General features: G+C 65.3%; 22 protein-coding genes and 1 pseudogene. 9 read left to right on the top strand and 14 right to left on the bottom strand.

The window, feature by feature from the left end; translation table 11 throughout:
• Positions 1 to 37 precede the first annotated feature (37 nt).
• The 8 genes from IPP28_07175 to IPP28_07140 form a co-directional block, all read right to left on the bottom strand.
• Positions 38 to 1,066 carry a zinc-binding dehydrogenase gene (locus tag IPP28_07175; GenBank protein ID MBL0040818.1) on the bottom strand — a complete coding sequence of 343 codons (1,029 nt, stop codon included), beginning with the start codon at positions 1,064 to 1,066 and terminating at the stop codon, positions 38 to 40.
• A gap of 22 nt (positions 1,067 to 1,088) precedes the next feature.
• Positions 1,089 to 1,334, bottom strand: coding sequence for a hypothetical protein (locus IPP28_07170; protein MBL0040817.1), 246 nt, complete (start codon positions 1,332 to 1,334; stop codon positions 1,089 to 1,091).
• Between the two features lie 85 nt (positions 1,335 to 1,419).
• On the bottom strand, positions 1,420 to 1,956 hold the full coding sequence (locus IPP28_07165) for a GNAT family N-acetyltransferase (protein ID MBL0040816.1): 537 nt from the start codon (positions 1,954 to 1,956) through the stop codon (positions 1,420 to 1,422).
• 11 nt (positions 1,957 to 1,967) lie between these two features.
• Positions 1,968 to 4,493, bottom strand: coding sequence for a protein kinase (locus IPP28_07160; protein ID MBL0040815.1), 2,526 nt, complete (start codon positions 4,491 to 4,493; stop codon positions 1,968 to 1,970).
• Between the two features lie 40 nt (positions 4,494 to 4,533).
• On the bottom strand, positions 4,534 to 5,715 hold the full coding sequence (locus tag IPP28_07155; protein ID MBL0040814.1) for an ABC transporter permease: 1,182 nt from the start codon (positions 5,713 to 5,715) through the stop codon (positions 4,534 to 4,536).
• 1 nt (position 5,716) lies between these two features.
• Entirely contained in the window at positions 5,717 to 6,868 is a 1,152-nt protein-coding gene (locus IPP28_07150) for an ABC transporter permease (protein MBL0040813.1), read from the bottom strand.
• Between the two features lie 7 nt (positions 6,869 to 6,875).
• Entirely contained in the window at positions 6,876 to 7,562 is a 687-nt protein-coding gene (locus IPP28_07145) for an ABC transporter ATP-binding protein (GenBank protein MBL0040812.1), read from the bottom strand.
• Between the two features lie 3 nt (positions 7,563 to 7,565).
• The gene (locus tag IPP28_07140; GenBank protein ID MBL0040811.1) at positions 7,566 to 8,777 is read right to left on the bottom strand and encodes an efflux RND transporter periplasmic adaptor subunit; all 1,212 of its coding nucleotides are present in this window, start codon (positions 8,775 to 8,777) and stop codon (positions 7,566 to 7,568) included.
• A gap of 129 nt (positions 8,778 to 8,906) precedes the next feature.
• Between IPP28_07140 and IPP28_07135 the strand changes: the two genes are divergently transcribed.
• The 5 genes from IPP28_07135 (at position 8,907) to IPP28_07115 (ending at position 15,733) form a co-directional block, all read left to right on the top strand.
• Positions 8,907 to 9,599 carry a fumarylacetoacetate hydrolase family protein gene (locus tag IPP28_07135; protein ID MBL0040810.1) on the top strand — a complete coding sequence of 231 codons (693 nt, stop codon included), beginning with the start codon at positions 8,907 to 8,909 and terminating at the stop codon, positions 9,597 to 9,599.
• Positions 9,600 to 9,628: 29 nt separating this feature from the next.
• Positions 9,629 to 10,024, top strand: coding sequence for a large-conductance mechanosensitive channel protein MscL (gene mscL, locus IPP28_07130; GenBank protein MBL0040809.1), 396 nt, complete (start codon positions 9,629 to 9,631; stop codon positions 10,022 to 10,024).
• A gap of 130 nt (positions 10,025 to 10,154) precedes the next feature.
• Complete coding sequence (locus IPP28_07125) at positions 10,155 to 12,311, top strand: hypothetical protein (GenBank protein MBL0040808.1); 2,157 nt, start codon at positions 10,155 to 10,157, stop codon at positions 12,309 to 12,311.
• A gap of 160 nt (positions 12,312 to 12,471) precedes the next feature.
• Positions 12,472 to 14,175, top strand: coding sequence for a hypothetical protein (locus IPP28_07120; protein ID MBL0040807.1), 1,704 nt, complete (start codon positions 12,472 to 12,474; stop codon positions 14,173 to 14,175).
• A 91-nt stretch (positions 14,176 to 14,266) separates the two neighbouring features.
• A complete protein-coding gene (locus IPP28_07115; GenBank protein ID MBL0040806.1) occupies positions 14,267 to 15,733 on the top strand; it encodes a M20/M25/M40 family metallo-hydrolase in 1,467 nt (488 codons plus the stop codon).
• 43 nt (positions 15,734 to 15,776) lie between these two features.
• On the opposite strand, the gene sufT is transcribed toward IPP28_07115, so the two are convergent.
• Entirely contained in the window at positions 15,777 to 16,337 is a 561-nt protein-coding gene (sufT, locus tag IPP28_07110) for a putative Fe-S cluster assembly protein SufT (protein MBL0040805.1), read from the bottom strand.
• A gap of 98 nt (positions 16,338 to 16,435) precedes the next feature.
• Between sufT and IPP28_07105 the strand changes: the two genes are divergently transcribed.
• The gene (locus tag IPP28_07105; protein ID MBL0040804.1) at positions 16,436 to 16,885 is read left to right on the top strand and encodes a hypothetical protein; all 450 of its coding nucleotides are present in this window, start codon (positions 16,436 to 16,438) and stop codon (positions 16,883 to 16,885) included.
• Here IPP28_07105 and IPP28_07100 read toward each other — a convergent pair.
• The 5 genes and pseudogenes from IPP28_07100 to IPP28_07080 all read right to left on the bottom strand — a co-directional run bounded on the left by IPP28_07100 (position 16,863) and on the right by IPP28_07080 (position 20,879).
• Complete coding sequence (locus IPP28_07100; protein ID MBL0040803.1) at positions 16,863 to 17,657, bottom strand: thymidylate synthase; 795 nt, start codon at positions 17,655 to 17,657, stop codon at positions 16,863 to 16,865. The genes IPP28_07105 and IPP28_07100 overlap by 23 nt on opposite strands.
• Positions 17,657 to 18,502, bottom strand: a complete 846-nt coding sequence (locus IPP28_07095) for a prolipoprotein diacylglyceryl transferase (protein ID MBL0040802.1) — start codon at positions 18,500 to 18,502, stop codon at positions 17,657 to 17,659. Before IPP28_07095 ends, IPP28_07100 begins: the two co-directional genes overlap by 1 nt.
• 12 nt (positions 18,503 to 18,514) lie before the next feature.
• Positions 18,515 to 19,748: pseudogene (locus IPP28_07090) on the bottom strand (class I SAM-dependent rRNA methyltransferase).
• Positions 19,745 to 20,494, bottom strand: a complete 750-nt coding sequence (locus tag IPP28_07085) for a TerC family protein (protein ID MBL0040801.1) — start codon at positions 20,492 to 20,494, stop codon at positions 19,745 to 19,747. Before IPP28_07085 ends, IPP28_07090 begins: the two are co-directional and overlap by 4 nt.
• Before the next feature lie 4 nt (positions 20,495 to 20,498).
• A complete protein-coding gene (locus IPP28_07080) occupies positions 20,499 to 20,879 on the bottom strand; it encodes a diacylglycerol kinase (GenBank protein ID MBL0040800.1) in 381 nt (126 codons plus the stop codon).
• Between the two features lie 204 nt (positions 20,880 to 21,083).
• On the opposite strand from IPP28_07080, the gene IPP28_07075 reads away from it, so the two are divergent.
• From IPP28_07075 to IPP28_07065, 3 genes are all read left to right on the top strand, one after another.
• Entirely contained in the window at positions 21,084 to 21,707 is a 624-nt protein-coding gene (locus IPP28_07075) for a DUF533 domain-containing protein (protein MBL0040799.1), read from the top strand.
• A 396-nt stretch (positions 21,708 to 22,103) separates the two neighbouring features.
• A complete protein-coding gene (locus IPP28_07070; protein MBL0040798.1) occupies positions 22,104 to 22,898 on the top strand; it encodes a M23 family metallopeptidase in 795 nt (264 codons plus the stop codon).
• Positions 22,864 to 24,174 (top strand): hypothetical protein, encoded by a 1,311-nt coding sequence (locus IPP28_07065; GenBank protein MBL0040797.1) that lies wholly within the window; start codon positions 22,864 to 22,866, stop codon positions 24,172 to 24,174. The genes IPP28_07070 and IPP28_07065 overlap by 35 nt, the downstream gene beginning before the upstream one ends.
• Positions 24,175 to 24,216 lie beyond the last annotated feature (42 nt).

Genomic DNA, 24,216 nt, shown 5'->3' with positions numbered 1-24,216 from the left:
TCGCTCCTCTGGATGCAAGGTGTCTATCGTGGACCGCTTACGGCAGCAACACCAGCTTGCCGATGCTCTGCCCGGACTCGATGCTTCGTTGCGCGTCGGCGGCACGTTCGAGCGGGAAGGTTGCGACCGGCAGCGGCTGCAATTCTCCGGATTCGAAACGCGACATCAGCCAGCGCATGCCTTCGCGCAGTCGCGGCGCCTCGGATTGCAGGAAGCTGAGGTTGGCGGCGAGCACGCTGCGGTTGCGCTGGGTCATGTCGAGCGGATTGAAGCGCGGCGTGCGCAGCCAGTCCCATGCGAGTCGCAGCCAGTTCAGGCGTCCGTCGTGCGGCAGCATCGAATGGAAGCCGTAGATGACGAGCCGCCCGGTCGGTGCGAGATGCGCATAGCTTTGGCGCAGCGTCGCCACGCCGTTGGCGTCGAAGATGGCGTGATAACCGTCGGGCGCCGCGCGTTGCGCCTCGATCCACAGATCCTCGCGCGACTTGTCGATCACGCGATCCGCGCCCATACGCGTGCAATGGTCGATCTTGTGCGTGCGACCAACCACGCCCGTCACCTGACAGCCCGCAAGTCGTCCGATCTGCACCAGCGCGGACCCGACCCCGCCCGCCGCCGAATGCACCAGCCAGCGCTCGCCGGCCCGCGGATGCAACTGCTGATGGACCATGAACCACGCCGTGAGGAACACCGTGGGCAGACTCGCGCCTTCGGCCATCGACAAGTGCTCGGGCAGCGCAAACACCTGCTCGGCATCGAAGCAGAGGCTGCTGCTGTAGCCATTGAACAGGCAAAGCCCGATGACCCGCTGTCCGACCTGCCACGACGTCACACCCGCGCCGATCGCGTCGATGCGCCCGGCCACTTCGAAGCCCGGCGTGATCGGATAACCATGCAACTGCTTGGCCGACGCATACAACCCCATGCGGATGATGCCGTCCGCATAGTTCACGCCACACGCTTCCACCGCGACCCGCACCTGCCCGGGCCCGGGCTGCGGATCGGGACCGTCTTCGACGCGCAACGCCTCGTAACCGCCGGGTTGCTGGATGCGGATGCGTTTCATGGCGATCGATTCCGTTGCGGGCTCATTTCAGGAGGCGAACGCCATCGGCATCAGTGGGCAATTCGTCGAGTTCCGTGATTGGCACACGGCCCCGCACACGCGTCGAATCGTTGCGCACGATTTCGATCTCGGGCACCGGGTCGTGGCCGATTGCGTGTCCGAAGATCATGAACTCGCGGATGCAGCGACCCTCGACCTCGGGCAGTTCGAGGGTGAACACACCCCGGGCATCGGGCGAAACAGTCGATTTTCCGCCCGACAGGCGCATCGCGTACTCGCCGGAGGTCGCACCCGGCGCCCCCCCGCGCAAGACAGCAATGATGCGGCACGAGGCGAACCGCTTCCAACAACGCTCATGGACCTCCGACAGAAGTCGATGACAACGGACGCATCATCACGATATCCCGCTGCGGGTCATCGCCGACCGGGAAGATGTGGTCGCCGACTTCGGTGAAATTGAATTTGCGATAGAAGGCGATGGCGCGCGGGTTGTGTTCCCAGACGCCGAGCCAGGCGACATCGGCGCCGCGGTCGCGCAGTGCGGCGAGGCAGGCGTCCATCAGCTGCTGCGCGAGGCCGCGGCCATGCCAGTCGCGATGCACGTAAAGACGCAGGATCTCGCCGGGGTGCTCGCCACGGACACACGCGGGCGCAGGTCCGAAGCGGAGTTGTGCGTAGGCGACCAGCGCGCCTTCGTGTTCGGCGACGAACGTCCGCATCGACGCGTCGGCGATCTCGCGCACCTGCGCGGCTTCGCCGTAACTGACGCGGCAATGCGCGTCCATGTTCTCGGTCGTGTTCGCGGCACTGAAGGTGTCGCGGAACGTGGCTTCGGCCAGCGCCGCCAGCGCCTTGGCGTCATCCAGCTGGGCGATGCGCAGAACGGGCACGTTGATGCCGCTCAGAGCAGGTTCGCGATCTCGGCCGTGACCGGCGAGTTCGGCGCCAGTTCGCGCGCCTTGACGGCGGCGCGCTTGGCTTCATCGGTCTTGCCGGCGACATTCATGGCCTTTGCCTTGTCGACATAGGCGCGCACTAGACGATCACGCATGGTCGCGAGATCGGCGTCGTTCGACGACAGTTCGCGCAGCGCATCGAAGTATTCGTAGGCCGCGTTCAAGCGATTGCCGGTCATCGCCTGCTCGAACAATTCCTTCGCGCGCGCCGGCAGGGACATCAGCCCGGCACGGGCCTCGGCGTTGTTGGGATCGATGCGCAGCACGTTGTTGTAGGCGTCGATCGCGTTCTGGCCGGGTTCGCCGAACAGGTCGCCATTGCGCGCGTAGTCGCGGGCACGCGACAGCAACTCGGCGAGACGCTGCTGGTCCGCGGGTCCGACCGGGCGTGGATTGTTGGCGATGTCGCGGCGCTCGCGTGCCTCGCGCAATTCGAGCCTGGTCGTGCGCAATTCGGCGGCGGCCGGACCGAGCGCTTCGGCGCGGCGCACGAGTTTGTCGGCGGCATCGAGATCCTTCTCCGCGATTCTCGCGCGCGCCTGCGTCAGCAAGGCATTGCCGATGCGCGTGAGCCCCTGCTTCGCGGGCACGTTCACCGGATCGCGCACCAGCACGCTCTGGTACAGCGCCAACGCGTTCGGCTCGCTCGGCGGCGCCAGTGCGCCATCGGCGAACAGGCGTGCGGCACGCTCCAAATCGCTGCTGAGTGCGTCGAGTGCATCGCCCTGGCCTTCGGACAAGCGTGCCTTCAAGTCGGACAACTGCGCGAAATTTGGACTGATCATCGTGATCGACTGGATCGTCAGCGCCGCGGCGGAGAGATCGCCGGCCTTCAATTCGCTGTCGGCGCGCGTGCCGAGCAATTCGAGAATCTTGGCGATACCGTTCGGTGCGATCGCATTCGCTGCGTCGACGCTCATCACCTGCTGGTAGAGCTCGTAGGCGCTGTCCGGCGTGCCAACGTAGTTGCCGGCCGCAAACGCAGCCTCGGCCCTCGGAACGAGATCATCAATCCGGGACTTGGAATTTTCCGCTTCCTGCAGACGCGCCTTCAGCTCGGTGACCGCCTGGCCACCTTGCAACAATTCCTCGGCCTCGTTCGCAAACGTCCTGGCGATATCGAGATTGCCGCCGGCACGGGCTTCATCGGCGCGCGCGATCAACACCGCGCCGATACGCTGGATACCGTCGCGCGCCTGGGTGTTGTCGGGATCGATCTGCAGCACGGCCTGATACAGGTCGCGGGCATTGCCCTCGCCTTCGATCAGGCGATTGGCGACCACGGCCGCGTCGGCGCGCTTCAGCAACGTGGCGACATCGGACTCCGGCAACAGCCCCGACAGGGGCGCGCGGAACACATAGCCGCCGGCCAGCACGGCCACCAGCACCACCGCAGCGATGTAGGGCCACAGCCGGCGCGGCGCGGTGCTCGACGCGGGACGCGGCGAGGCCCGCTTCACCGCCGATGGCACTGCCGGCGTCACCCGCGTGCGGGCCGCACCGTCGGTCACCGTGGGCATGTCGCGCAGGTCGCCGAACGAAGGCTCGGAGCGCCCGCGCACCGGCTCATTGTCCGGCGGTGGCGTCGGCAGGCGCTGGGTGCGCGACGCCTCGGCAAACACGCGCCGGCGATAGGCATCATCGGGCGTGGCCAGATGCGGATACTGGCCCTCGGCGATGTCGATCTCGATCTCGCGGATCGCGTCCGCGACCTCGCCCCCGTTCTGGAAGCGTTCTTCCGGCGTCTTCGCCATCAGCCGGTCCAGCAGCGGCTGGATCGGCACCAGATGCGGCGACAACTTCGGCACCGGCTCGGTGATGTGCATGATGCCGACCGCCAGCGGATCATCGGCCTGGTAGGGCACGCGGCCCATCAGCATTTCGTACAGCACGCAGCCGAGTGAATAGAGGTCGGCGCGACCGTCGAGCGGACGCCCGCGCGCCTGCTCCGGGCTCATGTAGTGCGGCGTGCCGATGACGGCACCGGTACGGGTCATGCGCGTCGCCGAATCGTTGGCGCGGGCGATGCCGAAATCGGTCAGTGCCGACGAGCCGTCGTCGCGCATCAGGATGTTGTCGGGCTTCACGTCGCGATGCACGAAGCCCTTGCTGTGCGCATAGCCGAGCGCGGTCGCGATCTCGCGCACGACGCGGAGCACGTGGGTCGGGTCGTCCGGCTTGCCGTCTTCATGGTGCGCCGATCCGCCGGAGACGAACTCCATCGCGATGTAGTGGATGTCGCCGTGCTTGCCGACATCGTGCACGCCGACGACGTGACGATGATGCAGCTTCGCGGCGATGCGGGCCTCGCGCAGGAAGCGCTCGCCGAAATTCGGGTCGACCATCAGGGCCGGCGACATGATCTTCAGCGCCACTTCGCGATCGACCGACTCCTGGAGCGCCAGATAGACCGTGGCCATGCCACCGCGGCCGAGCTGCTTCAGGATTTTGTATCCGGGGATGTCGATCACGGCGCCGAGGTCAAGTCACGATTGATCGGCAGCATAACACTCAGCGTGCGCGCAAGGCCTCGGTCACCGGGATGCGCGCGGCATGCAGGGCGGGCGCCAGACCACCGACGAAGCCGATGCCAAGCGCCCAGCTCAGGCCCTTGAACAACAGGTCCGGGGTGACCGCGAAATCGAACGCGATCTGGGTGAAACCGCTGCCCAGCGTCGAGACCGTGTAGCCATTGAACAAGACCGCGGCGATGCCGGCGCCGAGCAGACCGCCGGCCAGCGCCAGCAGCAGGGACTCGGCCATCACCGACGCGAGCACCGGCAGTCGTCCGAAGCCGAGTGCACGCAAGGTGCCGATCTCCGCGGTCCGCGTCGACACCGCCGAGTACATGGTGTTGATCGCGCCGAACATCGCCCCCAACGCCATCACGATGCCGACCAGGGTCGTGACCACGCCGATCTGGCGCGTCAATCCGGCCGACTGCGAACGGAAGTATTCGCCTTCGCGCTGCACTTCGACATTGAGCTGTGGATCGCTGGTCAGCCGCGCCTTGACCGCATCGAAGGAATCGGCATTGGCGAGCTTCAGCAGCACGCTGGACACGCCGTTGCGCCGGAACACGCCCTGCACGGTTTCAAGATCGGCCCACAGTTCGGAGTCATGCGCATCGCCACTGGCGAACACGCCGACCACGCGCCAGTCGGTGCCGCGAAAGCGCAGCATCGAGCCCGGGTCGAGATTCGCGAACTGGCTGCGTGCGCCGCTGCCGACGATGATCTCGCGCAGGCCGGGGCGGAACATGCGGCCTTCGACCAGACGCAGTTCCGGTCGCAACGCCAGCCCGCTCGGCTCGACGCCGCGCAGCGACACGTTGGCGCCGCTGCTTTGTCCCGGGCGCATCACTTCGGTGATGACGACGACCTCGCCCGACGCCGCCGGCAAGGACGACGGCAGCCGCGCCACGCCGGGGTCCTGACGGACCAGGGTGCTGGAGGCGCGATCGAGGAAACTCGACAACTCCACCGTCGAACCGCCGCGCAGCACAACCACGCGATCCGGCGCACCGGTGTCCTCCAGCGTGCGCGACAATCCGCGCGACATCGCCAGCATCGCCACCAGCACGGCGACGACGCCGGCGATGCCGATCACGATCACCAGCGACGCGCCAAGCCGCGAGGGAATGCTGCGCAGGTTCAGCAGCACGATTTCGCGGGTTTGCGACAGGACGCCCATCTCAGCGCCCCGCCAGTGCGTCGACGACTTTCAGGTGCATCGCCCGCCAGGCCGGCGGCAAGCCGACCACGACCGCCAGCGCGACCGCGGTCGCGGCCGCAATCCACAGCACCCGCGCATCGATCCGCGCCGGGTAGTCGGCCGGCAGGCTCGCGGTCACCACGTAGGCCAGGCCAATCCCGAGCGCGGCGCCGGTGACGCACAGGGCCAGCGCCTCGGCCAGCACCAGGCCGAGCACGCTGCGATCAGTGAAGCCGAGGCACTTCAGCACGCCAAACTCGGGCACGCGCTCGCGCACCGATTGATTCATGATGAAACCGGTCAGGATCAGGATCGAGAAGAACGCGGCACCGAGAATCGCGTTGATGATGAAGGCGATGTCGCCGATCTGGCGCAGGAAGCCGATCTGGAACTCCTGCTCGCTCTGGGTCTTGGTCTCGTCCGGCGAGTTCGCGAACTGCGCGTCGATCCGCGCGGCCACCGTGTCGACCGCGCCCGGATCACTCAATCGGACCACGAACACGCCGGCCAGGCCGGCTGCGCCGGCCACGCGCGATTCGTCGAAGTGGGCGAAATTCAGGTACATGATGCTGGTGCGCTTCTGCCATTGCTCGTCGCGGCCATCGAAGATGCCGACCAGCTTCCATTCCCAGGCGTTGCCGCCGTCGCGCTTCTGCCAGATGAACGAATTCAGCGGAATGGTGTCGCCGACCTTCCAGCCGTACTTCTCGGCCAGCAAGCGCCCGGCAATGGCACCGTTGCGGGTGGCGACGAAGTCACGCTTGGCGTCGGCATCGAGCTGCCATTCCGGATAGGTGTCGTACAGCCGCGCCGGATCGACCGCGAACTGGGCGAAGAAATTGCGCGGGTCCTGGTAGACACCGCCGAAGAACTGCGACCAGCCGACCCGCTTCACGCCCGGCACGGCCTCGATGCGCGGCAGCAGGCGCAGGGGCAGCGGTTGGGTGAAGCTGGTGCGCGCCTGGGTGATCAGTCGATCGACACCGAGGAACTCGGCGCCGCCCTCGACCAGCGAATTGATCGCTTGCCCGAGTCCGAGCAGCAGGAATGCCGCCATCAGTGACAGCAGGGCCAGCAGGGTGCGCCATTTCTTGCGAAACAGCGCACCGAGGACGAGGGGGAGATATTTCATGCGCGCCTCAATGCACCGCCTCGTCCACCAGCACGCCCTTGTCGAGGTGCACGGTGCGGGTCGCGTATTCGGCAGCCTTCGGGTCATGCGTGACCATGACGATGGTCTTGCCATGGTCGCGGTTCAGCGACTGCAGCAGACGCAGGACTTCGTCGGCGGTCTTGCGGTCGAGATCGCCGGTCGGCTCGTCGCAGATCAGGATGCGCGGGTCCGACACCAGCGCGCGAGCGATGGCGACACGCTGCTGCTGGCCACCGGACAATTCGTTCGGCTTGTGCGCGGCGCGATCGGACAGTCCCACCAGTTCCAGCGCGACCTGCGCGCGCTGGGCGCGTTCGCGCGCGCTCATGTCGGCCAGCAGCAAGGGCAACTCGACATTGCGTTGCGCACTGAGCACCGGCATCAGGTTGTAACTCTGGAAGATGAAGCCGACCGTGTTGGCACGCCATGCCGCCAGCGCCGCGCCGGACAGTGCATCGACCCGCTCGCCGTCGATCTTCAGCGAGCCATCGGTGAGCGTGTCGAGGCCGCCGATCAGGTTCAGCAGCGTGGTCTTGCCGGACCCGGACGGGCCCATCAATGCCACGAAATCACCGGCGGGGATGTCCAGGTCGATGCCGTGCAGCACTTCGATGCGCTGCTTGCCGCGTTCGTAGACCTTGGTCAGGCCGCGGATTTCGATCAGGGCCGGCATGGCTCAGGATTTCTTGGTGGTGACGCGAGCACCGTCGCGCAGCGCCTCGAACGGCCCGAGCACGATCTGCTCGCCGCCCTTCAAGCCCTGGGTCACCAGCTGGTCGGCATCGCGCTTTTCGCCGAGCACGACCGGCACCCGCTTCGCCTTGCCTTCGGCGGTCACCATGAACACGGCCACGTCCTTGTCCTTGCCGTCGATGGCGCGCGTCGGCACCCACACGCCCTCGCGCTTCGGCGCGCCCGGCTTGCGTTCTTCGAGGAAGGACACGCGCACACCCATGTCCGGGACGATGCGCGCATCTTTCGATCCGAGCGCGATGCGCACCTTCACCGTCGCCTTGGTGCGGTCGGCGGCGGGGATGATCGCGATCACCGAGGCCGGGATGTTCCAGTCCGGGTAGGCATTGAGCACGGCATTGACCGGCTGCCGGGCATTGACGCGATTGATGTAGGCCTCGTTCACGTCGACCTGCACTTCCAGTGAATCCATGTCGACGATGGTGCCGATGCCGGTGCGGGTGAAGCCGCCACCGGCCGAGATCGGCGAGATCATCTCGCCCGGCTGCGCGGCCTTGACCGTGACCACGCCGGCGAAGGGCGCCCGCACGACCATGTTGGCGAGCTGGTTGCGTGTCGCTTCGAGCTGGCGTTCGGCCACCGGCACCTGCGCCTGCGCATTCGCGAGCCGCGCTCGCAAGGCATCGACCTGGGTGCGCGCGGCGTCCAGCGCCTGCTGCGAGCTGAGCTTGCGCGCCGCCATGTCCTGCTGGCGCGCCAGTTCGCGCTCGGCATCGGCCAGCGTGGCGCGAATCTCGCCCGTGGCAGTCTTCGCCGCGGCAAGGCGCGCCAGCGCCAGGCCTTCATCGGTCTTGGCTTCGGTGTCGTCGAGATAGGCAACGATCTCGTCGGCCTCGACCTTCTGGCCTTCCTCGATCAGCACTTCGCGCACCTTGCCGGTGACCTTGGAAGACACCGTGGCTTGGCGCCGCGCGGTGACATAACCCGAGGCATCGAGCACGGAGGTGTTCTCGTCGCTGGCGACGGCCCGTGCTTCGGCCGTTTCGACCGGCACCGGGCGCCCGCCGGAAATCGCCACCCAGGCACCGATCGCGACCACCGGCATCAACACGAACCAGGGCCAGCGGCGACGTTTCGGCGCCGCGCTCTTGCGATCGATACGAAGCTGCGCGATCAGCGCTTCCTGACGGTCCATGCATTCACTCCAAGATATTGCCGCGATTCTGACAGCGCAGCTTGCCTTCCGGACGTGACGAACCGAAGTGACAGCCGTCATCGGCGCGTTGTGTAATCGGTGCTTCGCTCCCGCCACCCTTGCCCACCGATGAATCCCGCGCATCCCTTCCCCGCACCCGCACCAACCGACATCGCCATCGTCGGCACGCGTCAGCGCTTCCCGGTCCACCGCATCTACTGCATCGGCCGCAACTACGAGGAACACGCACGCGAAATGAATGCGACGGTGTCGCTGGATGCCCCGGTGTTCTTCATGAAGCCGGCCGATGCCATCGTGACCGACGACGCCGACGTGCCTTATCCGTCGGCGACGACTGATCTGCATCACGAGATCGAACTCGTGGTCGCGCTGCAGTCCGGCGGCCGCGACCTCGATGCCGCGACGGCGCAGGCCGCGATCTTCGGCTATGCGGTCGGCCTCGATCTCACCCGTCGCGACCTGCAGGCCAGGGCCAAGGCCAAGGCCCTGCCCTGGGACACCGCCAAGGGCTTCGATGCCTCGGCCCCGATCGGCGCGATCACCCCCGTCGCGCATTGCGGACATCCCGCCAGCGGCGAACTGCGTCTCGACGTCAACGGCCAGACGCGCCAGCGCGCCGACGTCGCGACGATGGTGATGAAAGTCGCGGACATCATCGCAGCGCTGTCGGTCTACTATGCTTTGCGCGCCGGCGACCTGATCTATACCGGCACGCCGGCCGGCGTCGCGGCCCTGCATCGCGGCGACGCCTTCGTCGCCAGTTTCCCCGGCCTCGCCGATCTGCGCGGCCGCATCGTCTGAACCCCGTCAAGGAGATTCGAAGCATGGGCATGATCTCGGAATTCAAGGCCTTCGCGATGCGCGGCAATGTCGTCGACATGGCCGTGGGTGTGGTCATCGGCGCGGCCTTCGGCAAGATCGTCAGCGCCATGGTCGACAAGATGATCATGCCGATCGTCGGCTACATGACCTCGGGCCAGAACTTCTCGGAGATGGCCTGGAAGCTCGGTGCGAACCCCGACGGCACGCCCATGGTCAGCATCGGCTACGGTGCCTTTCTGCAGTCGATGCTCGACTTCGTCATCGTTGCCTTCGTGCTGTTCCTGGTCATCAAGGGCATGAACAAGCTCAAGAAGGCCGAGGAAGCGGCACCGGCTGCGCCGCCGGCGCCGACCGAGCAGGAAAAGCTGCTGGCCGAGATTCGCGACCTGCTCAAGCAGCGCTGAATCACCCGGCTCGCACGCTGCGGTTGGCCGAACATCCGGGCTGACCGCGGGTAGCAGGCACGGCGATGCTGTAGAATCCCGCTGCTGAGTTCACAATTGTCCACATTGACCTGATTGGGGAGAATCACCGGTGCTGCGGAAACATGTCGTTCTTTCCCTGTTGGGCTTGTTGGCCGGCACGTCGGTCCTGGCGTCGACCAATCCGGCTACCCAGGTCGATGCCGCCAAGTTGTCGGCGAGTCCGGCGCAGACACTGCCGATCAGTGCGGGCATGGATCGCGCCAGTACGCTCGGCGGCAAATTGAGCATCAGTTGGAATGACGACCTGCTGCATGATCTCGGCCTCAATCGCGTCGGTGCGCAATTCGGCAAGGTGAATCAGGATCGCGCCCTGCGTCATTTCGAACTCGGCGCAGACAGCGCGCTCGCGGTGGACGCCGTCGACCTGAACGTGCGCGGCCTGGCCGGCGGCAGCGGCCATCTGCTGGCGACCGAAGAATTCATGGCGGGCGGCAAACGCATCGAATGGCGAAACGCGCGCATGGTCGTGCGCCCCGGCGAGGCTCCCCGCATCGACCTCGTCAGCCGCGATGGCGAGACGCTGTTCTACGTCGATCGCATCATGTACGAGTTTCTCGATCAGGGCCGCATCTTCAGCATCCGCAGCGCCGATCTGCACGTATCCGCGCTACTGGCGAAGAAGATGCAGAATGCCGATGCCGCCGACCAGGCGGTGGCCGAATTCAAGTTGCAGGCACCGGTCCGGAATTGGGTCGCCGCCAAGGCCATTCGCGCTTCCGGCGCCCCGTATTGGCCGGGCATGGCGGTGACCGACCAGGGCCCGAGTACGCCAGCGGGCGCGACCTGGCAGGCCGACGTGTTCATGAAAGTCTTTTCGGCGTCCTACATGCGCTGCGGTACCTGCGATGCAAACAACCTCAACTGCAGCGCAGGCGGCTGCGACGGCCCGGTGAACGCTGGTCTCGGCAAGGTCGTGTTCGCCCCCAGCTCGACCCTGACCAACAACCGCAATCGCGGCAACAGTCTGGTGACCGTGAACCGCATGGACGGCACGCCGGATCCGCTGGGCACCAGCAAAGCCGCTTACGGCGCCGATGTGCCCTGGTATGGCAAGTTCACATCGGCACCAAACAACGCGAACTACAACTATCCGTATCAGGGCCACGACCAGCATCCGAACCTGATCTGGAGCCTGTACCGGCGCGAAGTCGATGGCCGCATCACCCAGATCGGCCGTTCCGGCATGAAGCATGCGTTCCTCACTACCAATAGCACCGCAAGCAATCCGTCCGATAATTGCGGCACGGAAAATGGCAACCATGTGCTCGGTCGCGCCTGCCAGGACACCTATGGCACCGGCAACAACGACGCGACGTCCGATCTCGGTCCAACCCGCGAACTGATGCCCGCGTTCGGTATCTGGGGCCGCTGCGGATCGGTGTTCGATTCAAATTGCGATGGCGTTGAAGTTGCGCCGTCTGGCAGCTTCAGCAATCGCATGCTGGTCGATGAAACCGACCTGCCGGCGGTGGCCAGCGGCGTCAGCTACCTGTTCGAATCTTGGTACATCGTGCGTGACGACATCGACATCTACAACACCATGGCCACCCGTGGCGTGGTGCCAAGCTGGAGCGGCAGCAGCTGGAGCATCAGCAACGCCACTCAGGATTCCCCGGACGCGTATGCCCTGGGTTCGGCCATCGATCGTTGGGTCCCCGCCAACTCAATCACGCCCTCGGCCGTCAACCAGGAACTCAATGTCGCGCGCAGCGTGATCGCGGGGACCACGCCGGGCGAGTCGATCTACGAAGGCGGTCACGCCAAGGTCGCGGTCAAGGTGACCGATCTCGGCGACGGGCATTGGCGCTACGACTACGTGGTGATGAATTTCGACTATGCGCGCTCCGCGACCACGGGCGTCGAGTCGACGCATACGCTGCGCGTCCTGCGCAACCACGGCTTCAAGTCGTTCTCGGTGCAGAGAGATGCCAATGCCACTATCTCCAATGTGGAATACGCCGACGGCGACTCCGTTCGCGCGGACTGGGCACTGGTCGACGACGGCAACCGCCTCACCTGGAGCGCACCGAATGACGCCGCGAGCCTCGACTGGGGCGTGATGACCCGCTTCAGCTTCGTTGCCGACGCTCCGCCTCGTAGTGCCCAAGTGACCCTGGATGTCACCGAACCGGGAGTGCCGCCTTACGGCATCCGCAACTTCGCCGTCGGCGCGCCCGGATTGCTCTTCGAGGATGGACTCGAGTGATCTTCGGACAATGAGTCACGTCAGGTTTGGGTGGTGAGACTTACCCTCCCTTCGGTGCTGGCTCTGTCGCTTTCGGCCGTGGTGGCCGGCGTCTGCCACCTCGGCGTCGCTCGCCGGCACCGACTTCACGCCTCATGGGACGCAGCCCGGACTTCAATCCGTGCTGCAATCCTCGGGCGATTGTTATGGCTGCCATGCGGGCTTTTTCGGCGACCAGAAGCGCTTCATGCCGCACAGCACCTGGTCGGGCTCGATGATGGCCCATGCCGGTCGCGATCCCTTGTTCTGGGCCGCACTCGACGTGGCCAATCGCGATATTCCCGGTGTCGGCGACTACTGCCTCCGCTGCCACGCGCCGGAAGGATGGTTCGGTGGCCGCGTGGCCAAGAGCGTGACCGGCACGCCGCTGGATGGCGCGAATGGCTGTCTGCTCACCGGCGATCACGACGACCCGGACTATGGCGGCAACGACTTCGCGGGCGTCGGCTGCCACCTCTGCCACCGTCAGCAGGACACTGGCGCATTGCCTCCCGGTGTCCGCCACGACAGCGGCCAGCTGTTCATTGACGACGGCGACTGCAATGGCGAAGGCGAGCCCTGCCGCATCGGTCCCTATCGCTATCCCGAGGCGGGCATCGTCGCGCCCCCGCACGCCAACGCCTACTCTGCCTTCGTGAAGCGCGGAGAATTCTGCGGCAGCTGCCACGACGTGACATCGCCGATCACCAGCGCGGGTCCGGCACGCACCCTGATCGACGCGACCGGGAACGACACCGGCATCCCGTTTCCGATCGAGCGCACCGCGAGCGAATGGTCGTTCAGCGATTTCGGCGACACGCTCTTCGTGGACGGCTTCGCAGAAAGCGAGCCGGCGGGCGATGTCGCACGATTCGGCCAGACCTGCCAGTCCTGCCACATGCCGCAAAGTACCGACCCCGACACGATGGCCTGCCAGCAGAACAACGAAGGCAGCCGTACCGGTCGCCTGGGCCGGCATGACCTGGTCGGTGCAAACGCGTGGGTGCTGGGCCTGATCCGAGACCTCTACGGCGGCGTCGCCGGTTTGTCGCGAGAGGTCGAGATCGATCAGGCGATCGCGCGCACGCTGGACCTGCTGACCCAGCACAGCGCCCAGCTCGACGTCACGCTGGACCCCTTCGCCGGCCCGGGCAACACGCTCACCGCACACGTGCGCGTGACCAACAAGACCGGCCACAAGCTGCCCACGGGGTATTCCGAAGGTCGCCGGATGTGGCTGAACGTGCAGGCGCGCGACGGCAACGGCGCGCTCCTCTTCGAGAGCGGCGCCTACGATGCGAGCACCGGTACCCTGACCGAGGATGCGCAAGCGCGGGTCTACGAAGTCCAGCAAGGGATCTGGAACGCCGCCACCAGCCATTGCGATATCCGCGACGACAGCGCGCGCAAGATGTTCCATTTCGCGCTCAACAACTGCATCGCCAAGGACAATCGCATTCCGCCGCGCGGCTTTCGTGGCGGCAACGATCCGGAATTGAAACCCGTGGCGCATGTCTATCCCGAAACCAGCCCGGGATCCGGCCGCCTGGTGAACTACGACGACGCCACCTGGGTGATTCCGATCGCGCCGGGTACGGTCCTGCCGATCAGCGTCGAGGTGCGACTGCAGCATCAGGTCGCCAGTCGCGAATACATCGAGTTCCTCAACAACGAAGCGATCGAACATGCCATCCCGAGCGAGAACCTGATGTGCCAGTCGGCGCGTCCGCCCCTCGCCACCGGGCCGCGCACGCAGACCCGAGCGCAGTTCATGTTCGACCTCTGGACGGACAACGGGCGCTCGCCGCCCGTGGTGATGGCTTACCGCATCGCCACGACGCCCTGAGTGACGAACCGGGTACGGGGCATGACCAATGCCCCGCAGCAAGGGGATGGGGCTCTGGCAGAATCGTCGGATTGCCCAATGGAGAATCGCGATGCGCCTGCTGCCCACCTGTTTCCTGATCGGTGCCGGATTCGTGCAGGCACAAATGCCGGTCGCGCCGTCGCCGATCGCGGAGTCCGCGATCACCACCGCGACGCGATTGCGCGATGACGCCCTCGCCGGCAGCGGTGCCTACGCGATCGTCGAATCCCTGACCACCGAAGTCGGTGCACGCATGGCCGGCAGCGAAGCCGACGCCCGCGCAGTGCGCTGGGCCGAGGCGCGATTCAAGACCCTCGGTTTCGACCGCGTGACACTGCAGCCGGTCAATATTCCGGTCTGGCGCCGCGGCCGCGAACATGCGGAAGTGGTCTCGCCCGCGCCGCAGAAACTTGCACTGCTGGCCCTGGGCTGGTCATCAGGCACGCCGAAAGGCGGCATCGAAGCCGAGATCGTGCGTTTCGCGAACATCGACGCGCTCAAGGCCGCACCCGATTCGGCGGTCAAGGGCCGGATCGTGTACGTGTCGCAGAAGATGCAGCGCCGCCGCGACGGCGGTGGCTACGGCGTGGCCGTCGGCGCGCGCGCGCAGGCCGCCGAGATCGGTGGCCGCAAGGGCGCGGTCGCGGCACTGATCCGCTCGATCGGCACCGACAGCGACCGTTTTCCGCATACCGGCGGTGGCGTCTGGTTCGGCCAGATCGCACTCGACCCGGAACTGCGCAAGCGTGCGATCACCCTGTCCGATGGCAGCCTCATCGCCACGACCCTGGTGCCGGCGGCAGCACTCAGCGGACCGGACGCGGACCAGCTCGACCGCTTGGTCGCGCTCGGCCAACCGGTGCGCATCAAGCTGGAGCTCGATGTCGGCTACGTCGGCGAATACAAGGGTCACAACGTCATCGGCGACGTGCTGGGACGCGAGCGTCCGGACGAAATCGTGCTGATCGGCGGCCATCTCGATTCCTGGGACCCGGGCACCGGCGCGATCGACGATGGCGCCGGCATCGCCATCACCATGGCGGCCGGTGCCGCGATCGCGAAGTTGCCGGAACGGCCGCGCCGCACGGTGCGCGTGGTCGCCTTCGCGGACGAGGAACAGGGCCTGTTCGGTGGCCAGGCCTATGCCAAGGCGAATCCGGATGCGGCCATGACCCATGTCGCGATCGCCGAATCGGACTTCGGCGCCGGACTGATCTATCGCTTCGACTCGAACGTCGCTGCGGAGGCTCTGCCCACCGTCAATGCGATCGGCAGCGTGCTGTATCCGCTCGACATCGAACGTGGCGGCAACGACGCGCGCGTCGGCAGCGACATCGGGCCGATCCAGAAGCTCGGCGTGCCCGCCTTCTCGCTGGGCCAGGACGGCATCGACTATTTCGACTACCACCACACCGCCAACGACACGCTCGACAAGATCGACGCCAAGAAGCTCGACCAGAACGTCGCTGCCTACGCCGCATTCGCTTATCTCGCCGCGGAAGCCGAGCACAAGATCGCCGCACCCAAACAGCCCTGATGCGTCCTGTAGGAGGCCCATTCGTGGGCCTCCTACACCAACGTCAGTACATCATCCCGGTTTCCAGTCGCGCGGCATCGCTCATCATCGACTGGTTCCACGGCGGATCGAACACGAGGTCGACATCGGCCTCGTCGATGGCCGGCAGCAATTCGAGCTTGCTGCGCACATCCTCGACCAGAATGTCGCCCATGCCGCAGCCGGGCGCGGTCAGCGTCATCTGCACTTCGGCGCGACGCTTGCCGTCCTCGTTCTTGCGGATCTCGCAGCGATAGACCAGGCCGAGTTCGACGATGTTGATCGGGATTTCCGGATCGAAGCAGGTGCGCAACTGCGTCCACACCGCCTGTTCGATTTCGTCGTCGCTGGCGTTGTCGGGCAGTTCCGGCAGCGGCATCGGCTCCTTGCCGATCGCGTCCGCGTCTTCGTTGCGGATGCGGAACAGATTGCCTTCGACGAAGACGGTGAAGCTGCCGCCCAGGGCCTGGGTGATATAGCCGGTCTGGCCCGCAGGCAGATTCACGAGGTCGCCCGAGGGCACCATGATGGCGGCGCAGTCGCGCTCGAAGCGGACCGGTTCACTGGTTTGCGAATAACGGGACATGGCGATTCGGAGTAGGTTCGATTGAAATTGTACCGAATCGGTCCGGTTTTGGCGTGCACGCACGCCGGTGCCGTTGCAACGCCATGTCACAATGCCGAATGCCGTCCCTGCCCGCTCGTCTCATCCACTTGTTGATGCTGTTCCTGCTGCCGCTGTGTGCCGGTGCCGTGTGGTCGGTGGCATCGCAGTTGCTGCATCGTGACCTGCCCTGGGCGGCGCTGGCGATGCCGCTGGTGCTGCTGCTGATGCGCGGCCAGCTGGGCTTCCTGCCGCCATGGTTGCGGGTGCTGTTGCATGGGTTGGCGGCCACCGCCGGCATCGCCTATGCGCAGGCCTTGATCACCGGCGTGCGCGTGGCCATGCAGTTCGGTTACGGCCCGATCGAAACGCTGCAGACGATGGGTGCGGCGATGACCTGGGAACTGGTCTGCCTGCGCAGCGGTGCGATCGATGCCCTGGCCGCAGCCGTTGCGGTCACGCTGGCGATGTGGATCGGCTACGCCGGGCAATCGTCGCCGACCGGCGTCACACCGCGATCGGGGCCTTGATCGCCGGGTGCGACTGGTAATCCGCGATGACGATGTCCTCGAAACGGAAACCGTCGATCGATCGCACGTCGGGATTCAGTTGCAGGGCCGGCAAGGGCAGCGGCGCGCGTGTCTGTTGCAGCCGCGCCTGTTCGAGATGGTTCGAATACAGGTGGGCGTCGCCGAGCGTGTGCACGAAGTCGCCGACGCCGAGGTCGCAGACCTGCGCGACCATATGCGTCAGCAGTGCATAACTCGCGATGTTGAACGGCACGCCGAGGAAGATGTCGGCGCTGCGCTGATACAGCTGGCACGACAGCTTGCCGTTCGCGACATAGAACTGGAACAGTGCATGGCAAGGTGCGAGCGCCATTTGCGGGATCTCGGCGACATTCCAGGCGCTGACGATCAGCCGCCGCGAATCGGGGTCGCGCTTGATGCGCTCGATCACCTCGGCGACCTGGTCGATCACGCGGCCGTCGGGCGTCGCCCAGCGCCGCCACTGCTTGCCGTACACCGGGCCGAGGTCGCCGTTCGCATCGGCCCACTCGTCCCAGATCGTCACCCCGTGTTCGCGCAGATAGCCGATGTTGGTCTCGCCTTTCAGGAACCACAGCAGCTCGTGGACGATCGAGCGCAGATGCAACTTCTTGGTGGTGACCAGCGGGAAGCCGGCCTGGAGGTCGAAGCGCATCTGGTAACCGAAGACGCTGCGCGTGCCGGTCCCGGTGCGGTCGTTCTTGTCGGCGCCCTGATCAAGCACATGCCGCAACAGGTCGAGATAGGCCTGCATCACGCGCTCCGGCGGCGATAGGCGAGCACCAGCAACACCACGCCCAACGCGATCAGGGGCAACGACAGCAACTGGCCGGTGGTCATCCAGTCGAAAGCGACATAACCCATCTGCACGTCCGGTTCGCGCACGAATTCGACCAGGAAACGACCGAGCCCGTAGATCAGCGCAAACACGCCGCTGGCGGCATAACGTGGCCGCTCGCGTCGCGTGAACCACAACAACACGCCGCCCAGCACGACGCCTTCGAGCACGGCCTGGTAGAGCTGCGAGGGATGCCGCATCTCGTGGTTCAGCAGGCCCTGCGCAGCCTGCACTTTGATTTCTTCGATCGACAGGCCGAGCTGCCCGATCGCCTTCGGAAAGATCACGCCCCAGGGCAGGTCGGTGTGGCGGCCCCACAATTCGCCGCCAATCCAGTTGCCGATGCGGCCGAAGCCCAGTCCGAACGGCACCAGCGGCGCGATGAAGTCGATGGTGTCGAAGGCATGCCGCTGGTGCCGCCACGACCAGAATGCAAGTGCTGCCATCACCCCGACGAGCCCGCCGTGGAAGGACATGCCGCCTTCCCAGACGCGGAACAGCGACAGCGGATCGGCCGCGAGTTCGGCACGCCCGTACACGACCATGTAGCCGATGCGGCCGCCGATGATGACGCCGAGCATGCCTTCGAAGATCAGGTCCGAAAACTGCTGCTCGCTGATGCCGAAACGCCCTGCACGCACGCGACCGCGGCCGATCCACCACGCCGCGGCCAATCCGCACAGGTACATGATGCCGTACCAGTGGATCGCCAGCGGCCCGATGCGGAGCAGGATCGGATCGATGTCATGGACGTAGGGCATGCAGTTCCTTGATCACGACGGCAGCACGCGGCAAACGTAGCCTTTCAGGTAGTCGGTTTCCGGGATGGCCGGATGCACCGGATGACAGGCCGACTGCTGCAGGCTCATCAGGACCTGCACGCTGCGATCGAGATGGCGCGCGCCCTGGTTGATCGCATCGAGCAGCACGCTGCGCGGCAGATGATGCGAGCAGGAGCAGGCGATCAGCAACCCGTCGCGGGACAACAACTGCATCGCCATCTCGTTGATGCGGCGATAGGCGAGACGTCCCTCGGCGAAGTCCTTCTTGCGCTTGATGAAGGCCGGCGGATCGACGATCACGACATCGAAGCGTTCGCGTTGCTGGCGCAGTTCCTTCAACAGGTCGAAGGCATCGCCCTGCATCGTCCTGACCTTGTCGGCGAGGCCGTTGTCGTGCGCGGCGCGGTTCACCACCGCCAGCGCAGTAGCGGAGGCATCGACGCAGACCACTTCGCTCGCACCCGCCGCCGCGGCACGCAATCCCCAGCCGCCGCCATACGAGAACACGTCGAGCACGCGCTTGCCTTTCACGAGTTTCGGCAGCCGATCGCGGTTGTCGCGCTGGTCGTAGAACCAGCCGGTCTTCTGGCTGTCGCGCGGATCGATGCGAAAACGCACACCGCCTTCGATGACGTCGAGAAACTCAGGCCACTCGCCGATCGCGCATTCGTCGTATTCGGGCAGGGCTTCGAGCTTGCGCACCGAACCGGCATTCTTCCAGATGAATGCCCGCGGCTTGAACACCTTGGCGACCGCCTCGACCACCCAATCCTTCATCCGCTCCATGCCGAGCGTGCCGATCTGGCCGACCAGCACGTCACCGAAACGATCGATCACGAGTCCCGGGCAGGCCATCGGATTCGCCGAACACCAGTCGATAGTGCGGGCTGTCGTACAACTGTTCGCGCAGCGCCAGCGCCACGTTCAGGCGATGCACGAGCAAGGACTTGTCGAGCGGATGGTGGGCGCCGCGTTCGACCATGCGCGCGCAGATCAGCGCGTTCGGATTGATGTAGCCGAGCCCGAGCACACGCTCGGACGCATCGACGATCGCGACCTGCTCACCCGGCGTGAATTCGCCGAGCGGCGAACGCTTCACGTCGACCTCGTTCGAGAACACCCACGAATGCCCCTGGCGCAGACGCGCGTCCTCGCCGCGCTTCAGGAACAGGCCCGGCAGTTCGGCACCGTTCTCCTGCGCGGTGTCTTCGGTCGTCGTGGTCATTGGCCGCCATCCTGTTGCTCGCGCCGATCGGTCTTCTTCTGGCGCCTGCTCTTGGCGATCAGGTTCAGCGCTTCGACGCCGGCCGAGAAGGCCATGCCGAAATACAGGTAGCCGCGCGGGATATGGAATTCGAGCCCATCGGCGATCAAGGCGACACCGACCAGGATGATGAAGGCCAGCGCCAGCATCTTCACCGTCGGGTGCTTGTCGATGAAATTGCCGACCGGGTCCGAGGCCAGCATCATGACCAGCACCGCGGCGATGATCGCGGTGGCCATCACCGGGACGTTGTTGACCAGACCCACTGCGGTGATCACCGAATCGAGCGAAAAGACGATGTCGATGATGGCGATCTGCGCGATCACGTAGCCGAACGCGGCCGAGGCGCGCCCGCTCGGACCATCGCCATCGTCGCCCTCGACCGATTCGTGGATCTCCATCGTGCCCTTGACCAGCAGGAACAGGCCGCCGCCGATCAGCACCAGGTCGCGTACCGAAATGTCCTGGCCCATCGCGCTGAACAGCGGCGTGGTCATGCGTGCCAGCCAGGCCAGCGACATCAGCAGGCCGATGCGGGTGACGCAGGCCAGCGCCAGACCGAACTTGCGTGCCTCGGACCGGCGCTCGGGCGGCAGGCGGCTGACCGCGATCGAGATGAACACGAGATTGTCGACGCCAAGCACGATCTCGAGCGTCGCCAGCATCAACAGCGACAACAGGCCTTCGGGGGTGAACAGGACTTCCATCGATTCAGATCCAGCGCGGTGCGAGCAGACACGCCCAGACCGCAATCACGTTCAGCATGGTGACGAACACGGCAGCGGAGCCCATGTCCTTGGCGCGACCGGCGAAGACCGCGAATTCGGGGCTGATCTTGTCGACGACCTGTTCGATCGCCGAGTTCAGCAATTCCGCCGACAGCACCAGCAGCAGCGAGCCGAACAGCAGCACGCGCTCCAGCGGCGACTGGCCGAGCAGGAAACTCAGCGGCGTCAACGGAATCATCAGGTAACACTCAAGCCGGAACGACGACTCGATCGTGAACGCGGTATGCAGCCCCTTGAGCGACCACTGCAGCGCCCGCCAGATCTTGCCCGGCCCGCGCGGAAACACACTCACTTCGTCGGCCATTCAGCACGCTCCGCGCGGCGATGCAGGCCGGCTGGGTGCATGCCCGAAACGGGCTTGCTGCGTGATCGACATTGTGGAATCCGCGAAAAATTCAACGCCTATCATGCCAAGGCCCAGTCCCCGCAACAAGTTGGCCCTGCCCCGGGCTTGCGATTTCCGGCACCGGCCCCACCGTGAACACGCGACCCAATGGAGATTCAGACCATGTTCGATGCGCAACGATTGCTCGGCCAATTGCTCGGGGACGCCCTCGGTGGCGGCTTCGGGCACCGCAAGAAGCACGGCGGTGGCCTGAGTTTCGGCACCAAGGCGCAACTGGGCCTGGGCGCCCTCGGCGTCGCGATGGCCGCCTACGAACACTTCAGCAGCCAGCGGACGCCCGCGGCCACCGCCGTTCCGACGTCGCCACCAGCGCCGCCCCAGGCCGCCCTGGCCGTGCCGCCACCGCCACCGGTCGCATTCAATCCGGCACAGCTGCCACCAGCACAGGCTGACGCCGTGCTGCTCGTGCAGGCGATGATCGCCGCCGCCGCGGCCGATGGCCGAGTCGATGCTAACGAGCGTGAACGGGTTCTGGCGCGCGCCGAAGCCGCCGGCGTCGATGCCGAGACCCGCGCGTTCCTCGAAGCGGAACTGGCGGTGCCGAAGACCGCCGACGCCATCGGCGCGATGACTCGCCCCGGCCGGACGCGCGACGCCTATGCCGCAGCCGCGCTGGCGATCGATCTCGATACCGAGGCCGAACGCCGATTCCTGAACACCCTGGGCAACGCGCTCGGCCTCGGGGATGACGAACGCATCGCGATTCACCAGCAGATCGAAGGTTGATGAGAGTCACAGAGGGCGAAGAGACGCGCCGAGGGCCCGGCTTCCCAAAGATCTTCCCCAAGGTCGGATCAAGCCAGCGTGGGAGCGGGCTCCGTCCCGCGATCTTCACTTCAACAAGGGCGTCGCCCACACCTTCGACTTGCCGCCAGAATTCTCGATGGCGGCCGGATATCGAGAGACGGCCTGGGAAGCGCACCTGAGGATCGCGTGACGTGGACGTCGTCGATGTCCCGGTCCATACCGTTTCACGTTGGAGACCCGGAACGAAATCCGAGCATCGACGCGAGCGGCACGCTCGGCTTGACGCCCAAATTTGCAACAAACTGTTGACAGCCCCCCCCCCAATGGAACGATTTCGGACCTACGAGTTGACCGACTGCAACCCACGAGGCCGCAATGCACGATTTTCGTTTCCTGCTGTTTATTGTCTCACTGACATTTTTCCTGCCGACACCGGCACCGGCACTGGCACTGGCGTTGAGAGAACCGACTCAACTCCCAACTGAGCAACTTCAAAGGTCACCCAGCACTAACGAAAAAATTTACTACACGCGCGATTGCATTACTGCAACGGTCTCAACTACCGACCCGTTGACTGGCGCACCGATCTCGCGAACAGAAGTGACGTGCTTCACAACGTTTTATTTTGATGAAGGCATTTGGCAAGTGCCTTGGCGCGTGCCGGGAGGGGAGATCGGCTACGCCTACCACATGTGTTCTCGTTTCGACTTGGACATGGACGGCCTGATCGATTGCTTCAAGGATGTCGTCGTGGGCGAGCCGAGTAGTGCCTATCCTCTGGGCGAATCCCGCGACTGGGGCCCGCGCCCCGATGGCAATGGCGGTTCGGACTTCCACGATGCAGTCGACATTTCTGCACCGGAAGGATCAATGGTTCGTTCTGCGCAGGAAGGGCGTGTCGGCGAAGTAGGAAACGACGCCCGCAACGGCAACTACATTCGCGTCAATCATGCCGACGGGTCGCAGACGGTTTATATACACCTCCGAGACGCTCCCATCGTCCGCGTCGGGCAATTGGTCATGGCCGGTACGCGCATTGGTGTTTCCGGCCAAACCGGCGCTGCGCGAGGCCCGCATCTTCACTTCACGATTTGGGGTGGTCAGGACGCTGCCAGCCGCTGCGAAGGCTGTTCCTATGATCCTGAAGCCGCATTCAACTGGGACTGCTGACACCATGAACCATCGATTCCGATTCATCGCTTTTTCGATTGCTGCAACATTCGGTGCGTCGCCTGCCCTAGCAGAGTTCCTGTTACCGCCAGTACAGCCCGACGAAGAACGCGTGCGCGTGGCGTCGATCATTGTCTCGGACCAGGGCAACGGCATCGCCTTGATCGGCGAGGATGACCGCGCCGAGGTGGTGGCCTTTGCACGCGGCCAACGCCAGCGAACGGTGGCCACCGTTCCCGGGCGGGCGGAGAGCGCGACGCTCCTGCACACGCAAACCGTGATGGCAATTCACTACAAGCCGAAAGGTGCGTTCTGGCCGCGGACGATGTTGATGAATGCCGACGGCAAGCGGATCGCCCTCGCCGACCGGCCGGCCGTCTACGGCGTGCTCGACTACGATCCGCGCAGCGGGACCGCAACGACGCTGGAGTCGGCGGGGGCAGTAGCAACCGAAGAATCGATGCAATTCGTCATCGCACTCGTCGATCACGACGGCGCTCGTTTGACCGAGACTCGCGCGTTCAAGCCAATCGAAGGCGGAGACATGCCCCACGCGCGCATCGCCGTCGATGCCAGTGCCGCCATCGTCTGCCTCGAACCTCAGGGATTGAGAAGCGGCCAGGCAACGTTGCTCGATGGTCAACGCCGCGAGCGGCGCGACCTCGATTTCGGCGTGCCCGTGAATGATTGCGCGATCGAAGGCGATGCCGTGTTCGGCTTGGCGAAATTCGATCAAGTGGTCGAATTAGATCGAACGGGCGATCATCGCGCTGCGGCAGACACGGTGTCACCCACGATGGGATTCCGTCAGTCGACACACGGCAACGTCATGTTGCGGCGAGGTCTGGCCGATGTGCCGAGCCGACGCCCGACCCAGCGCCCATTGCACGGCCGGCTCAGGCAACTGGAACCGCCGGTCCTTGACCCAAGCGGCAAGACCCTGTCCATGCACGGGCGAGTTCTGAACGAAATTCCTGCTGAAGCGGCGGGGGACATCGCAGTCAGGTTCAGTGCAGCAGACCGCTTTGGCGAGCAAGGCGTGCTGGTGTTTCTCGACTACTACGGCCTCGCGGTGAACATTTCTCCCTCGGGTGAAACGCAATGGTTCGAGTGGTCGGCCGACATCGCCTTCTCGCCATCATTGAAGTTCGCGGCGATTCGTCGTGGTCGCGAAGTCGACGTAGTCCTGGCCAACGAAATCCGCCTGAAACCAGACGAAGTCAGGGGTCGAATTTCCAAGCGCTGGACAGAAATGACACAGCCAGGACTTCGTTGAGCAATCGCGCCTGAAGGCGCTCCAACAGACAACATTTTGGCG

Source organism: Lysobacterales bacterium (assembly GCA_016721845.1).
Classification (GTDB): domain Bacteria; phylum Pseudomonadota; class Gammaproteobacteria; order Xanthomonadales; family Ahniellaceae; genus JADKHK01.
Note: the sequence above shows the minus strand (reverse complement) of the source record. Positions and strands in the feature narration are given on the sequence as shown.

What these genes read in the sequence shown, in the direction of transcription:
- IPP28_07175 (MBL0040818.1), bottom strand. Translation starts at nt 1,066, where the DNA reads ATGAAACGCATCCGCATCCAGCAACCCGGCGGTTACGAGGCGTTGCGC.
- IPP28_07170 (MBL0040817.1), bottom strand. Translation starts at nt 1,334, where the DNA reads ATGCGCCTGTCGGGCGGAAAATCGACTGTTTCGCCCGATGCCCGGGGT.
- IPP28_07155 (MBL0040814.1), bottom strand. Translation starts at nt 5,715, where the DNA reads ATGGGCGTCCTGTCGCAAACCCGCGAAATCGTGCTGCTGAACCTGCGC.
- IPP28_07150 (MBL0040813.1), bottom strand. Translation starts at nt 6,868, where the DNA reads ATGAAATATCTCCCCCTCGTCCTCGGTGCGCTGTTTCGCAAGAAATGG.
- IPP28_07145 (MBL0040812.1), bottom strand. Translation starts at nt 7,562, where the DNA reads ATGCCGGCCCTGATCGAAATCCGCGGCCTGACCAAGGTCTACGAACGC.
- IPP28_07140 (MBL0040811.1), bottom strand. Translation starts at nt 8,777, where the DNA reads ATGGACCGTCAGGAAGCGCTGATCGCGCAGCTTCGTATCGATCGCAAG.
- IPP28_07135 (MBL0040810.1), top strand. Translation starts at nt 8,907, where the DNA reads ATGAATCCCGCGCATCCCTTCCCCGCACCCGCACCAACCGACATCGCC.
- mscL (MBL0040809.1), top strand. Translation starts at nt 9,629, where the DNA reads ATGATCTCGGAATTCAAGGCCTTCGCGATGCGCGGCAATGTCGTCGAC.
- IPP28_07115 (MBL0040806.1), top strand. Translation starts at nt 14,267, where the DNA reads ATGCGCCTGCTGCCCACCTGTTTCCTGATCGGTGCCGGATTCGTGCAG.
- sufT (MBL0040805.1), bottom strand. Translation starts at nt 16,337, where the DNA reads ATGTCCCGTTATTCGCAAACCAGTGAACCGGTCCGCTTCGAGCGCGAC.
- IPP28_07105 (MBL0040804.1), top strand. Translation starts at nt 16,436, where the DNA reads ATGCCGTCCCTGCCCGCTCGTCTCATCCACTTGTTGATGCTGTTCCTG.
- IPP28_07100 (MBL0040803.1), bottom strand. Translation starts at nt 17,657, where the DNA reads ATGCAGGCCTATCTCGACCTGTTGCGGCATGTGCTTGATCAGGGCGCC.
- IPP28_07095 (MBL0040802.1), bottom strand. Translation starts at nt 18,502, where the DNA reads ATGCCCTACGTCCATGACATCGATCCGATCCTGCTCCGCATCGGGCCG.
- IPP28_07085 (MBL0040801.1), bottom strand. Translation starts at nt 20,494, where the DNA reads ATGGAAGTCCTGTTCACCCCCGAAGGCCTGTTGTCGCTGTTGATGCTG.
- IPP28_07080 (MBL0040800.1), bottom strand. Translation starts at nt 20,879, where the DNA reads ATGGCCGACGAAGTGAGTGTGTTTCCGCGCGGGCCGGGCAAGATCTGG.
- IPP28_07075 (MBL0040799.1), top strand. Translation starts at nt 21,084, where the DNA reads ATGTTCGATGCGCAACGATTGCTCGGCCAATTGCTCGGGGACGCCCTC.
- IPP28_07070 (MBL0040798.1), top strand. Translation starts at nt 22,104, where the DNA reads ATGCACGATTTTCGTTTCCTGCTGTTTATTGTCTCACTGACATTTTTC.
- IPP28_07065 (MBL0040797.1), top strand. Translation starts at nt 22,864, where the DNA reads ATGATCCTGAAGCCGCATTCAACTGGGACTGCTGACACCATGAACCAT.